5 protein-coding genes are annotated in these 15,142 nt (G+C 57.3%); all 5 read left to right on the top strand.

Annotated features, from left to right (window positions below):
- Positions 1 to 15 precede the first annotated feature (15 nt).
- The 5 genes from cobJ (at position 16) to H6G52_RS16660 (ending at position 15,054) form a co-directional block, all read left to right on the top strand.
- On the top strand, positions 16 to 1,917 hold the full coding sequence (gene cobJ, locus H6G52_RS16680; RefSeq protein ID WP_190529792.1) for a precorrin-3B C(17)-methyltransferase: 1,902 nt from the start codon (positions 16 to 18) through the stop codon (positions 1,915 to 1,917).
- 1,439 nt (positions 1,918 to 3,356) lie between these two features.
- Complete coding sequence (locus tag H6G52_RS16675) at positions 3,357 to 4,847, top strand: response regulator (protein ID WP_190529790.1); 1,491 nt, start codon at positions 3,357 to 3,359, stop codon at positions 4,845 to 4,847.
- 600 nt (positions 4,848 to 5,447) lie between these two features.
- Positions 5,448 to 10,109, top strand: coding sequence for a chemotaxis protein CheW (locus H6G52_RS16670; protein WP_190529787.1), 4,662 nt, complete (start codon positions 5,448 to 5,450; stop codon positions 10,107 to 10,109).
- A gap of 392 nt (positions 10,110 to 10,501) precedes the next feature.
- Positions 10,502 to 14,032 carry a GAF domain-containing protein gene (locus H6G52_RS16665; protein ID WP_190529785.1) on the top strand — a complete coding sequence of 1,177 codons (3,531 nt, stop codon included), beginning with the start codon at positions 10,502 to 10,504 and terminating at the stop codon, positions 14,030 to 14,032.
- A 152-nt stretch (positions 14,033 to 14,184) separates the two neighbouring features.
- Positions 14,185 to 15,054, top strand: a complete 870-nt coding sequence (locus H6G52_RS16660; protein ID WP_190529783.1) for an Hpt domain-containing protein — start codon at positions 14,185 to 14,187, stop codon at positions 15,052 to 15,054.
- The last annotated feature ends 88 nt before the right edge of the window (positions 15,055 to 15,142 follow it).

Raw genomic sequence — 15,142 nt, 5'->3', positions numbered from 1 at the left:
CCTGGCACCCAACCCATGAGCGATCGCCCTTCCGTTGCCATCCTAGCGCCCACGCCTCGCGGTCTGCGGTTGGCCCAACAAATCCAAGCGGGACTGCCCGGCTCCGTGATTTGGACGAAGGATTCGGCCCGGGGCAGTGCGGCGGCGGGTTCCCAGAATGCCCTTCGCACCTACGAAGACTTTCGGGCCTTGGTGGCTGATCGCTGGGCGGCGGGGCAACCGCTGATTTTTGTGTTGGCGGTGGGGGCCACGGTGCGGGCGATCGCCCCCCATTTGCAAGACAAACGCACCGATCCGGCCGTGGTGGCCGTTGATGAAACGGGTCACCATGTGATCAGCCTTTGTGGGGGACATTTGGGCGGGGCTGATGCCTTGACCCGACAGGTGGCGGGACTGTTGGCGGTGGAACCGGTGATTACCAGTGCCGCCGAAGGGCAGCAGCTCCCGGCGATCGATCTGTTGGGCGATCGCTACGGTTGGCGACGGGGCCAAGGGGATTGGCTGGGGGTGGCCAGCGCGATCGCCCGGTTCGAGACCGTGGGCGTGGTGCAAACCTGCGGCTGGAATCTGTGGATTGAGGAGTTGCCGGAGTTTCACCCCTTTGTGCTCCTGTCGGAAGCGGACTTGGTGGATTGGGACGAGTTGCCCCCCAATTTGCGGGCGATCGTTTGGATTAGCGATCGCCCCTTGCCGCCCTTGCCCTTGCCCGCCGTGGCCTGGCATCCGCGCACCCTTTGGGTTGGCATTGGTTGTGAGCGTCACACCCCCGAAGATCAGATGGCAGCGGCCTTGGCCCAAGTATTGGAGCAAGCGGATTTGGCTCCGGAGGCGATCGCCGGGATTGGTTCGATCGACCTGAAACAGGATGAGGTGGGGTTGCTGGCCTTGGTCGATCGGCTCGATCTGGCCGCCCGTTGGTTCACCGCCGCCGCCCTGGCCCCGATCGCCGTACCCAACCCTTCGGAGGTGGTGCGCTCAGAGGTGGGCACGCCCTCGGTGGCGGAAGCGGCGGCCCGGCTGGCGGCCGACGGAGCCGAACTGATTCGGGAAAAACAGGTGTTTCGGGCCCCCAACGGTGGCTCCGGCGCTTGCACGATCGCCCTGGCCCGGGCCGATCGGGAATATACCCCCCACCTGGGCAAGCTGTGGCTGATTGGGACGGGCCCCGGCTCCTTGGATCAGCTCACCCCCGCCGCCCGCGCCGCCCTCAGCCAGTGCGACGTAATCATTGGCTATCAACTCTATCTAGACCTGCTGCGCCCCCTGTTGCATCCGGGGCAAATTATTGAAGGCAGCCCCATCACCCGCGAAAAGCAGCGTGCTGAACGGGCGATCGACCTGGCGGAACGGGGGCTAAGGGTGGCTGTGGTTTCCTCCGGCGACTGTGGAATTTATGCCATGGCCGGGCTGGTGCTGGAATGTTTGGCGGCCCGCCATTGGGACGGCCAGACCCCACAGGTGGAAGTGTTGCCCGGCATCACGGCCCTGCAAGCGGCTGCCGCCCGCGTGGGTGCGCCCCTGATGCATGATTTTTGCGCCATTTCCCTGTCGGACTTGCTCACGCCCTGGCCCGTCATTGTGCAGCGGTTGCAGGCGGCGGCGGCCGGAGACTTTGTGGTGGCGTTGTATAACCCCCGATCGCAAACGCGCCAAACCCAAATTGAAACGGCCTTCGAGATTTTGCGAGCCAAGCGATCGCCCGAAACCCCCGTGGTTCTGGCTCGATCGCTCCACCGGCCCGACGAACAGATCACCATTGCCACCTTGGCTACGGTTGATTTACAGGCGATCGATATGCTCACCGTTGTTTTAATTGGCAACGCCAGCACCTTCACCCACAGCGGCAAGGTGATCACCCCCCGGGGCTATGCCGTGGCCAATGGGATCCTTTCCGCCACAGCCCCCGCCACCGATTGATGAGAAGTTGAATGATGAGAAGTTGAATTGGGGTCTCATTCAAAATGCCCTAAATGACCCAAAATTAGCGATCCCCTTCATCATTACTCCACAATTCCTTCGCTTTTCGACCAATCTTTGAAGGTTGAATAAAGTGGCAGGATGCAAAGAAAAACCTGGGAATGATCGAAAAAGGGCAATCGGCTCATTTTGGCGGAATTTTGAGCATATCGACCGCATTTTGCTTGTCAATCTGCCCCAGTCGCGACCAGCGTGTCAAAATTGATGCTTGGGCAGCTTTCTGAAAAAAGACTTTTCGTCATTGTTTTAGGCCTTGGCAGCATTGATGAAAACTTAAACTGACAAGAGTTGTGATCGTATGGAATAAAGTTCCATTCATGATTTGCTAATTAGGTGCAGCAAGTTATGCGGTAGATTGACTTGTTGGTGGGTTTAAATGCGCAAAAAATTAATAGAATCAATATTTCTTGAGAATTTTTCTAAATCATTCAATTACTTTTGGGTGATTAATCTCTTGAGAATTATTCCCTGAGTGGGTCGAGCGATCGCTTGATCATGAGTGATTTTTGTAAACATGAAAAAAATCTAAAATTTCTTAAAGACAGATCTGGTAAACATCCAAGCAACCAGTGGATTAAAAATACCAACCATTCATATGTTAGCCTGCAAGGTCTAAATTGTTCTGAGGAGCGGTTCTAGTCTGCGAAAGATGCAAGAGAGCAGATCCGAAGCCAACACGATTATCAAGAAAAGTTAATAGCTGTTTGAAATCAATTAAATTATTATTTAATAATTGAATATGTCCTCATGATCTCTGGGTTAACTCTCGTCATTTCTTCGGTAAATTTCCCAATTGCTGCTAGGCGACTGTTTGTAGACCACGACAACGTTTGAGCTTGCTCAACCTGTTCTCAAATCAGTTCAGTAGGAGGTGAACTTGGAGTATCAATTAATACATAACATTCACGTCGGCTTTGGGTTCATCGCCATTGATTAGCAAAATCAAGCAATTTGGCGAGCAAAGTTGACCATCACTCAGGGATCTATCGCCCAGACGGAATCAGTTTTACAGCGGCAGAAATTCCCTGAAAACTGACTCAAGACCAAGATCAAACTACTGTGCCAATTTTGCGGGGCCTGTCGTAAAGCTTCAGGTCTTTGGGCAAAACAAGCGCAGCGATTGTCATTGGGTTGAAGGTTGGTTTCATGACTGTCATTAAGGTTCGCAAGGGAGCATTAAGGACGATCGGGGTGGAATTGGGGGTGTGAGTCCAGGGCCAAGGAATTGGCCAGCGATCGATGAATGGGATCGATGAATGGTCTGAGGAATCGGTGACTGGTGAATGATTCTCGAATGATTATTTGAGGACGACGGGAGCGTCGTGATCAATTAGCCATGGGTCAAATGGGTCAATGGGTTGGATTGGGAGTGTCCATCGATGACTGAAGCAGCAACGGGATGGACAAAGGTGTCGCGGACGCTGGCGACGGTGGTGCAGCGACGGGCTTCGGGGGTGTTGGTGCTGGAGCGGGGGCCGAGTCGCTGGCGCTTGATTTTTTTGCAGGGTCGCTTGTTGTGGGCGATCGATGAGCGGTTTCGGATTCGCCGTTGGCAACGGGCCCTGAAGCGATCGGGGGTGAATTTGCAGCCGGTTCCGCTGACGGAAACGGCACGGCCCCTATGGGAGGTGTGGTGGTTGGCGACGGCGCTGTTGGCGGGCCAAGTCACACCGGCCCAGTTGCACTCGATGCTGGAGTCGGTGGCTCAGGAGGTGCTGTTTGCGGCGGCGAGCGATCCCACGGTGGTGTCTCACTGGGATAAGTATGTGCCCGCTTTGCCGGACACGCGGACGGTGGCGCAACAGTTGCTCGGCAGTGAGGCCCTGTTGGCGGTGATGCAGTCGGTGGTGAAGTTGCTGCAACGGTGGGAGTCGGTGGGGTTGTCGCCAGAGCAGGCCGATCGCGCGCCGCAGTTGGCCCAGTTGGATTGGTCCCCGTCCGCAACAACTCAAAATGACCGATCGACGTTTTTAACGTTGGCTCCGTTGCTGAATGGTCAACGATCGACCTGGGATGTCTCGCTGGTGATGAAACAGCCCATGTCGATCGTCGTGCATCTGCTGCATCACTTGGTGGAGCGTGGGGGCTTGGATTTTCTGCCCTTGGACGATCGCCCGGCGGACACGGTGCTGAATTTGCTGTTCACGCCGCAAGCAGCACCAGTTAAGCCCCCACAGTCCGCAGCGCCCCGGGACAGAGCCGCCACCGCTCCAGGGCGATCGGGTGGGCCGGCGGCGAACCAGACCCCAACACCCCAGCCCACTCCAGCAACCCAAGGCCCCAACTCTGAGCAACCCTTGGTGATGTTGATTGACGATGATCCGATGGTGGGCAAGCTGCTGCGCCCCGTGGTGCATCGTTTGGGTTGTCGGTTTGTGCATATCACGGAGGCGACAAGGGCCTTGGCGGCGGCGATCGAGCAGCGACCAGATATGGTGTTGCTGGATTTGGTGATGCCGATTGTGAATGGCTATGAGCTTTGTACCCAGTTGCGACGGGTGAACCTGTTGGCCAATGTGCCGATCGCGATTGTCACCAGTAATCGCGGGGCGATCGACCGGGTGCGGGCCAAGCTGGTTGGAGCTTCGGTGTTTGTGCCCAAGCCGCTGCGCCTGGAAAAGGTGGCTGCGCTGCTTCAGCAATATTTGCCCGATCGATTGCAACCGCCACCCCAGGACAATCCCCAACGACCACAACCCTCGCCTACAACCGCAGGCACCCTCCCCACATCGCCGCGCAATGGTGGTGGCTGGCATCCGGCCCCCGCCGCTGGCATTCAACCCAACAACGCCGGCCCCCTGAATCGATACTTACTCGGTGAAGAAATGCTCAACAATCGCTATGAATTTGGAGTTTTGGCGAAACAATAGAGAAAGGATTGTATGGGGTTGCCACCTACGCCCGATCGGGATGTGGGAATTGTATGTGGGGACTGTGTGGGGATTGGGGTTTAAGTTCATCCGTTGAGACAGACGGATGCAACAGACGGATCGGTAAGCCATGAAAAATCAAGCCGATTGAGTCTCATTTGCACTGAATTGGGATTGAGGTTCAGCTTGAGGTTCATCAACAAAAAACCACAATTCTTGCAGGAAATTGACAATTTGAAAGCTGCGAGATCGATATCAAACAGGGGCGATCGGGGCAAGTTAAAATTACTGATCCAACCGATGTCCTAAGCAATGACCCAATCGACGATCAAGCCAATCCCAGCTACCAATCCCAGCTAATTGAATTGATCAATCAGTGATTAGGCATCAGTCCGGCAATGATCAGGGTGTGCTATTGGGGTTGCCATTGGGCCCGTGGGGCCTGGAATTGAGAGAAATAATCGGGTTCGGGACACTGAACCATGGATTGTTCATGGGCCGGGGCCTGCACCATGGCCGGGTTCCGGCCGAAGCGTCAGCCGAGGCGGGCCAGGACGGCCAATTAAAAATTGGGTTTTTGGATGTGGGAGAACGTGGGCGATGGACGCACAGCAGCAAACCGCATTGATTCAGCAGGCTTTGGATGCCAATCCCCAGGCGATCGCCCTGCTCATTCGCGATCGACTGGAACCGACCATTACCGTGAAGGCGGCCTTGAAGGAGGGATGTTTATATCTGCTGCTGGCCAGTGAGCAAGCTCCTTCGGCCCGCTTGGCCTTGGAAACCGTTGAGCCGGCGATCGAGGATTTGGCCGTGGCCGGATTGAACCGGGCCGTGATCCAATCGGTGAAAGTGGGCGGCCAAGCGCTGGATGAGCGATCGCCCAAATGGTGCTATCATATCGACTTGCCGCCCTTGCCCTATGGCCAAAGTGGCGATCAGGAAGCAGATCCGATCGTCAACTTCTTGGAGTCCCAGGTGCAAAGCATGGCCAATGGGGTGGCGGCCTTGATCAGCGATTCGCCCTTGGCTGTCCTGTCGGGTGTTGCTGGGCCAGAGTCCCAAAATGGTCATGGGGTTGCGGTGGCCCCACCGGAACCCGCGATCGATCCTGAACCCGCGATCGAGGTGGGAGAAGACACAACCGAAGATGTAACCGAGGACTGCAATCAGTCAGCAGCAACGGATCTTGACCGACCGGATTTAGACCCGATCGCCCCAGAGCCGATCGCTCCGGAAGTCAGCACGCCGGAAGTCAGCACGCTGGAAGTCATTACGCCGGAAGAAGTACCAACGCCACCGTTGCCCATTCCCACTGAAGCAGCCCAACTGCAAGCCACCCTGGCCGCCCTGACGGGTTTGGCCAGCACCCTGGAAAAGGCCGCCGCCTCCCTGGTCACGGCTGTGGGGTCGATCGCTCCATCGCCGTTGGTGGCTTCTGAGTTGAGTGCTCCAGAGTTAAGCGCTCCAGAGTTAAGTGCTGCGGAGTCGATCGCGCCGGCCGTTGAACCGGTGGAAATCCTCGAATCACCACCCGAGCCGGAACCCACCACAGAACCAGAGCTGGCGATCGTTGAGTCACCGCCAGAGCCAGAGCCAGCACCAGAACTCGCATCAGAAACCGAGGAACCCGATTTCGCGGTGGATGAACAGGATTTAGGGGCGATCGATGCCCTAGATTCGTTGCCCTCAGAGGAAACCAGCGACCTAGAACCGGAGACCCTCAGCCTGGATCCGGATGCCTTGGCCCTCACCGAAGCAGAGTTAGCCGACTGGGCCGCGATTGAAGAAGAAGGGATAGCGGAACCCAATGCTGAGACCGTAGCTCCAGAACCGGAACCGGCGATCGACTCCTTGCCTGAGCTGCCAACCTTGGTGGAACCGGCGATCGACTCAGCAGCCCTGATTGATGAGTTCGCCAGCGATGCCGCGATTGATGAAATGATCGACGAAACGATCGATCAAGTCATCGATGAAGCGGCGGAACTGGTGGCCGAGTTGGCGGCCGATTCCGAGCTGCTGGATCCCTTGGCAGATGCGGCACAAGAAACGGCAGGTTTGCTGGAATCCCCTGATGCATTGGAGGATGATGGGGCGAGCCTGGACTTCGATCGAGAAACAGTGATCGACCCGATCGACCCCGCAGAGCCGCCCACGGAGTCAACGGAAATTTCCCCAACGCCAGAGCTAGAGCCAGAATCAGAGCCGATCGGGACAGTGTTTGCCGCGATCGCCTCAGACAGCGGTAAAACGATCGCTGAAAAAGTGACCGACGCAATCAGCAGTCTGGTGCAGTTGGTGGAACATCATCCCAACGCGGATGTGAACACGGCGTTGGCGGCGATCGCCCGGCTGAGTGCCTTGGCCAGTCCGCCTCCGGTGGCAGCGCCGGAGCCAACCCCTTCAGATCGATCGCCCGAACCCTCCTCGGAACCCTCCTCAGAACCTTCAGACCAAGGAGCACAAGCCGCGATCGGTTCAGCGAATCTGGAATTACTCGATCCAGAATTCCCCAATCCAGAATCACTGGATTCGGCGATCGTTGATCCAGAAACTCAGGAACCACAGGAACCAACTGATCCCGAACCGATCGATCAAGACCTCAATGATCTGCAATTGGATTTGACTGAATCAGATGAATTGAGTGACTCGACTGATTTGATTGATGCGCAGGACTCTGACCAGTTAATCACTCTAGATCAGCTACCGGAATCACCAGAAATTGCAGAACTCACTCAGGAAGAGGCTGACCCGATCGGGGAAGTGGATGATGAATTAACCAGTGATGAACTTGACGATCAATTCAGTGACGAGTTGACTGGTGAACTAAATATTGAATTAACAGGTGATGTGCTCAGTGATGAATTTGGCAATGAACTGAGTGATGAATTAACGGGCGATGAATTTGGTGATGAACTGAGTGATGAATCAACGGGCGATGAATTAACAAGCGATGAGCTGAGTGATGAATCAACGGTCAATGAACTGAGTGACGAACTGGATGATGAATTAACGGGCGATGAATTTGGTGATGAACTGGATGATGAATTAAGCCTGCTTGATCAAGATCCAGCGGGTGAAGATCCAACCAATCCACCAGCCAGTGCAGACCCAGCAATCGCACAACCTGACACAGCCGCAGCGGAACTGATTGCAGAACCCACAAGCATCAGCCCTCGGGAAGCCCTCAGCACCATTGCGCAACTGACCCAACTGGCAGAACATCGCAGCGATTTGGATCTGAACGCCGCGATCGCCACGATCGCCCGTTTGGCTGGCTTTGCTCCCGAGCCGATCGCTCCCCCACCAGAACCACCTCCCGCAGCGGCGGCCCCCACTGAATCGACAGACCCGGAATCGGCGGTAATTTCTGAATCGGCCGCAATTGTTGACGAATTGGCAGAGAGTGCTGAATTAGCTGAATTAGAAGATGCTGAATCCGAATCGCTGGATTGGGTGGAACCCGAAGAGGCGATCGATTCCTCGGATCTCTCGGATCTATCCGATGATTTATCCGATTTGTCAGATCTGGCTGATCTATCGGATTTGGCCGATTTAGATTCAACGGCCGTTGAGGTAACTGACCCGATCGAGTCAGCTTCTTCCGAGGTGGTGGCCGACGATTTAGCCGATGAATTAGCGGAAGATGACCTAGCTGAATTAACTGATTTGACCGAAGAAGTTGAGCCAGATGATTTATCAGACTTGACCGATTTATCAGACCCGATCGAGCCAACCAATGTTGATGAAGGTGAATTGGCTGAATTAACTGATTTGGCTGAAGAAGTTGAGTCAGATGATTTAGATGATCCAACCGATGATTTAGATGATTTATCCGATGATCTAGCCAATTTCACCGAATCCCTAGAACCGGTGAATTCAGAGCCAATCGAACCATTACCCGACCCGATCGAACCGGTGCAATCCCCGGAATCTGCCGTTGTTTCGGATGAGCGCAGCGGTTTGGTCAATTTGGTGGCGCAGTTATTAGCCGAATCCAGCGATCCCCGATCGGCGCTGCTGGCTCTGGCGGAATCCTTGGGTGATGGTGCGTCGGCTGCCCCTCGCGAGTCGGAGCCTGTCCCGATCGCCCCTGCGGAACCTGCTGAATCTGTCCCAGCGGCCGAGTTAGCGGCATCCACCGAGCCGATCGCAGCGGCTGCACCCACCGAGGTAGTTGAGGCCACCGAATCTCCTGCCTTGACGGAATCGACTGAAGCGGCCGACTCAGAAGCATTACCAGAAGCGTTACCAGCGTTGGCCGATGTTCTGGATTTGCCTGAGGAACCAGAACCCGATCCCGCCGTCCCCGCTGAGCCGTTACCGGAACTACTGGAACTGCCGGAATTGCCGGAATTGGCAGAGTCGCTGCCGGAAGCCCCCGCCGTCATCGCCTTCGATGCGGAACCCGATCTGGGGCCAGATTTGGATCAAAACGATCAACCCTTGGGCTTTTTCGGGGATGACGACGATGAGCCTTCGGGGTTCTTTGGGGATGAAGGATTCGCGGCCCTGGTGGACATTGCCAACCAAGCCCTAGCCGCCGACACCGCCGCTGAAGTGCCTGCGGCTCCGGCGGCGGCGGTGGCTTTCGAGCCTGCGCCGGTTCGTGAATTGGTAGATGAATCGGTTCGTGAGCCGGAACCGCCCTTGCCGGTGGTGGAGGCGGCCGAGCCAGCCCCGATCGCCCCGTCGGAGCCGGAACCCAGCGCCCCCCCGGATCCGCTCACCCAATGGCTGCAACAGGGCGACGGATCCGCCATTTTGAACCTGCCCACCAGGTCGGCCGGCAGCGCCCTGAGTACCGATGGCCAGCGTTTCCTGCGTTTTCACCTGGGCTTTGAGGATACGGCCCTGCTCCCGATCGATGAGGTGCGGGAAGTGCTGCGAATTGCGGCCACGGACATTTTGCCCGTGCCACATATGCCAGAATCGGTCTTAGGGGTGTACAACTGGCGCGGTGAAATCATTTGGACGATCGACCTTAACCAGTTGGTGGGTTTTCCGGCCATTGCGCCGGATTTGACGGCCACCTCATCCGCCATCGCCATTGTGCTGGAGTGTGATGGCCAGAATCTGGGGTTGGTCGTGCCCCAAATTGAAGATATCGAGTGGCACGATTCTCCAAATGTTCAGCCGCCCAGCGCGGGTTTGTTTCCCGATCGGCTCTTGCCCTTTGTTCAGGGCTACCTCAGCGAGGCCAGCAGTATGGTGTTGAACCCCAGCGCGATCGCCAGGGCCAGCGCCCAACAGGCCGGCTAGGACGCTTGGCCATCGGGATCAGGATTGGCCCTCGGGGCGATCGCGCCAATCCTGCCCCGCCATTGCTGGGAGATTTCCCAGTCCTGAGCCTGTTTTCCCAACTCACCTTTGCTCAAATCCGCTTCTGCTCCTTTGTAACTTTTGCAACCTTTGTAACTTTGTTTGATGTTGCTTCATGTTTTTGGACATGGCTTGACGTTCCCTTGCTTGACGTTCCCTTGCTTGATGTTGCTTGGCTCCCCTTGCCCCGAGGGCCCCAGTGTGGCCGTGATTTCCACCGTGATGGGGAACTGCTGAATGGTTGTTGGTCTCTTGGCTGGCGGCCTGGCGGGCCCACTGGTAACGGCTCCCTGACTCTCTGTTTTTCCGATTGCTCTCTGGCCTAAATTCCTATGACTGCTTACTTTGATGCTTCGCGCACGGTTCGTGACGATCGCCCGGCCCGCAACGGCACTCCCCCCGTTGAACATAGCCCCGCTCCTGATTTGCGCCGTTTCCAAGATGCAGTCGATGCCCTGAAGGCGGAGTTGGAACGATCGGGCCGGCCCGATCGATTCGTGATGGAAAAGATGGAGCAAATTGAGCAGTTTGCGGAGTCGATCGGCACGGCCCTGGTGACCACCGATGGGGAAGCGGTCAACGGGAACCGCCTACCGGTGGATGGGATCGATCGCACCATCGAAGACAGCCAAAGTTTGGATGAACTGCTGCGGCGGCTTTGCCAAGAATTGCGGTTGCAACTGTCAGCCGATCGGGTGGCCATTTACCGGTTCAATTTCGACTGGACTGGGGAATTCATCACCGAATCCATGGCCCCCGGTTGGATGGCCCTGGTGGGGAACACCTTCCGCGACACCTACTTTGAAAGCACCCAAGGCAACCGCTACAACACCAAGGATGTTTACCAATGCGAGGACATCTATCGCGGTGGCCTCAGCGCTTGCCATGTGCAGCTCATTGAACGGTTCCAGGGACGAGCCTACATGATTGCGCCGGTTTTTCAGGGCGATCGACTGTGGGGGTTGCTGGCCATTTATCAAAACAGCGGCCCGCGCCCCTGGAGTCCCCTGGAAGCGGAGCTGGTGAAATATGCCAGCGATCAGGTGAGCCGCAGCATTGCCCAGCTCAGCGCGATCGAGAAACTGCAAAAACAAGTGGGCCGCCAACGGGCGATCGCCACGATCGTGGACAAGATTCACCAATTCCTGGATCTGGCCACGATTATGCAAACCACCACCGACGAACTGCGAATTTTGTTGGAGTGCGATCGCGCCGCCGTCTATCGATTCAGCGACGACTGGAGCGGCGATTTCGTCTCGGAATCCGTGGGTCGGGGCTGGAAACCGCTGTTGGGCAAAACCTTCCGCGACAGCTATTTTGAGCGCACTAAAGGTGGCCGCTACATCAACGGCGAAACCCTGACCGTGGCGGACATCCAAACCCAAGACTACGATCCCTGTCACCTGAAACTGCTGGAACAGTTCCAATGCCGGGCTTACATCATCGCTCCCGTGATTGCCAGCGATAAGCTGTGGGGACTACTGGCGGTCTATCAAAACGATCGGGTGCGCAGTTGGGAGCCGGAAGAAACCGACCTGGTGACCCAAATGGGCCAGCAAATGGGTGTGGCGGTGCAACAGGCGGAATATCTGAAGCAGCTTCAGGATCAAAAACTACAGCTTGAGCGCAATGTGCAGCAAGACCGCGCCCTGCTGACGGTGATGAACAAAATCCGCGAATCCCTGGACATTGACAGCCTCTTTGCCACCACCACCCAGGAAATTCGCCAAATTTTCCAGGCCGATCGCGCCTGCATCTTCCGGTTCGATCCGGACTGGAGCGGTGAGTTTGTGGCCGAAGCGGTCACCCCCGGTTGGCAACGACTGCTCGATCGCGACGGGGCCGGCCTGCGGGATGGCAACAACCGACGGGGCGGGCGCTCCCTGGCCCGCGTCGAAGACAGCTATTTGCAAGACAACCAGGGCGGTCGCTATCGCCAGGGCGAAACCCTGCTGGTCAACGACATTTACCAAGCCAACTTCAGCCGCTGCTATCTTGACCTGCTGGAGCAGTTCCAAGCCAAGGCCTACGCGATCGCCCCGATCTTCAAGGGCAATGACCTTTGGGGCCTGTTGGCGGTTTACCAAAACAGCAACTCCCGCCAGTGGGAAGAACTGGAAGGGCAGATTCTGTCTCGGTTGGGAACCCAACTGGGCTTGGCCCTGCAACAGGCCGAGTATGTGGAACAGCTCAAAACCCAAGCGGCCCAGCTCCAAAAATCTGCCGAACGGAATAAGGCCATTTCCGCGACGATCGACAAAATTCGCGCTTCCCTGGACATCCGTACCATCTTCCGCACCACCACCACGGAATTGCGCCAAATTCTGGAGGTCGATCGGGTCGGAATCTATCAATTCCAGCCTGACTGGAGTGGGCAATTCATGGCGGAATCCGTCGGCCCCGGTTGGTTGCGGCTGTTGGACTCTCCCGACAGCGATGGCAGTGTCCAAACGGAAATGAGCGATTGCGAAGCGATCAACAGCTTGACCCAAGCTCGCCCCACCAACGCCGGCCGGGTGCGAGACACCTACCTTCAGGAAAACGAAGGGGGCCGCTATGCCCGAGGCGAAAGCTTTGTGGTTCCTGATATCTACAAAGCCGGGTTCACCCCCTGCTATTTGAGTGTGCTGGAACGGTTCCAAGCCCGCGCCTACGCCATTACCCCGATCTTTCAGGGCGATCGACTGTGGGGGCTGCTGGCGGTTTACCAAAACAGCGGCCCGCGTCAGTGGGAAACCTCAGAAGTGGAATTCGTGGCTCAGGTGGGGGCACAGTTGGGCATTGCCCTGAAGCAGGCGGAAACCCTGGCAGAATTGCAGCGGAAATCGGCCCAGGTGGAAGAGGCTGCCCAACGGGACAAGGCCGCCCGCGAAGCCCTGCAACAGAAGGCCCTGAACCTGCTGATGGCGGTGCGGCCGGCCCTGGAAGGGGATCTCACCGTGCGCGCGCCGATTACCGAAGACGAAGTGGGCACGATCGCCGATGCCTACAACAACACCCTGCAAAGCCTGCGACAGATTGTGGTGAAGCTGCAAGAAACGGCTGCCAAGGTGTCCAATACCTCCACCACCAGTTCCAGCGCCATTGGTGAGCTGTCTAACCAAGCCCAGCAACAATATCGGGCCCTGCTGGAGGCGGTGCAGCGGGTGCAAACCATGGCAGAAGCTAGCACGGACGTGACCCAAAACGCCCAGCAGGTGACCCAGGCGGTGCAACGAGCCACCAACACGATCCAGGAAGGCGACGCGGCCATGAACCGGACGGTGGATGCCATTCTGTCGATTCGGGACACGGTGGCGGAAACGGGGCGTAAGATTCGGGCCCTAAGCGAATCGTCCCAAAAGATCTCGAAGATCGTGAGCCTGATTGGCAACTTCACCACCCAAACCCAACTGTTGGCGCTGAATGCTGCCATTGAGGCAACGCGGGCCGGGGAATATGGTCGTGGCTTCACGGTGGTTGCCGATGAAGTGCGATCGCTCGCCCGCCAGTCGGCCGATGCCACCACGGAAATTGCGGCCCTGGTGGAAGAGATTCAGGCGGAAACCCAGGCGGTGGCCCAGGCCATGGAAGCGGGGATTCAGCAGGTGGTGGCGGGGACGAATCTGGTCAGCGATACCCGATCGAACCTGAGCGAAATTGTGGATGTGACGGCCCAAATTGGCCAGTTGGTGGAGGGCATTAACCAAGCCGCCGCCAGCCAAACCCAACAGGCCCAAGCGGTGGCCCACACGATGACGGAGGTGGCGACGATCGCCGATCGCACCTCTTCCAGTTCCGTGGCCCTGACCGCTTCCTTTGAGGATTTGTTGGCCATGTCCCAAGAGCTGCAAGCCAGTGTGGGCCGGTTCAAGGTCAACTAACGGCTGAATGCCTTAGCCCCGATCGCCAGGGGGCGATCGCGCCGCTCCTAAAGTTGCGCCTCGGTTGCCCCCGATGCCCCCTGTTGCTGCTTTGCTTAACCCCCGTTCGTTTTTCCAACAGACCAAAACCAGGTCGTTTCCGGTAGCCCCCTATGCTCGATCCCGCCATCCGCGAGGAAGCCTACGGATACTTCCTCAGTGAGTCCCAAGACCTGCTGCGATCGATCGAGACGGATTTGTTGCAACTGCGCGACGATCCCTCGAAACAGCGGATCCATGCCCTGATGCGTGCCACCCACACCCTGAAGGGGGCTTCCGCCAATGTGGGGTTGGAAACCATCTCCACGATCGCCCACCACATGGAGGACGTGTTTCGGGCCCTGTTTGACCCGGAAGCGGAAGTGGAGGTGGAACTGGAGGGGCTGTTGTTTCAGCTCTATGAATGTTTGCGCTTGGCCCTGACCACCCAATGGGAACAGGGACGGGAGGCCGATCAAGAGGTGTTGGATCAGGCGATCGATGCCTTTGCCCGAATCCAAACCCTGTTGGGAGACTGCTTTGAGCGCGAACAAAAGTTGCCCACCTCCGCTGAACTGGGGTTTGACCTGGTGCAGTCGATTTTTGAAACGGGGGTGAAGGAACGGATTGATCAGTTGGCGACGCTGGTGGCGGCGGGGGATGGGCCGGCGGCCTTGGAAACGGTGGCCACCCAATCGGAGGTGTTTACGGGCTTAGGGGAATCCTTGGGGCTGCCGGGGTTCCAGGCGATTGCGGAGGCGGCACTCCAGGCCGTGGCTCACCAGGGCGATCGGCCCTTGGTGGTGGCCCAGGCCGTATTAAGCAATTGGCAAGCGGCCCAAGAGGCGGTTTTGGCGGGCGATCGCACCCAAGGCGGTGAAGTGTCGGCGGAATTGGCGGCCCTGGCGGGTCAGGAGCCGGAACCGGGAGACCTGGGCGATTTGACCGAGGGCACGTTGGATCTCAGCATGGATCTCAGTAGACCTCTTGCACGAATAGAATAGTGGTGTGGAAAGTCGCTGTCACCACCATCGAGAGATGCTCTACGAAAGCCTCGCCTCGCTACCCCCATCACAGTTCCGCCGTGCCTGT

Origin of the sequence: Limnothrix sp. FACHB-881, assembly GCF_014698135.1 — a bacterium.
GTDB lineage: Bacteria > Cyanobacteriota > Cyanobacteriia > CACIAM-69d > CACIAM-69d > CACIAM-69d.
Note: the sequence above shows the minus strand (reverse complement) of the source record. Positions and strands in the feature narration are given on the sequence as shown.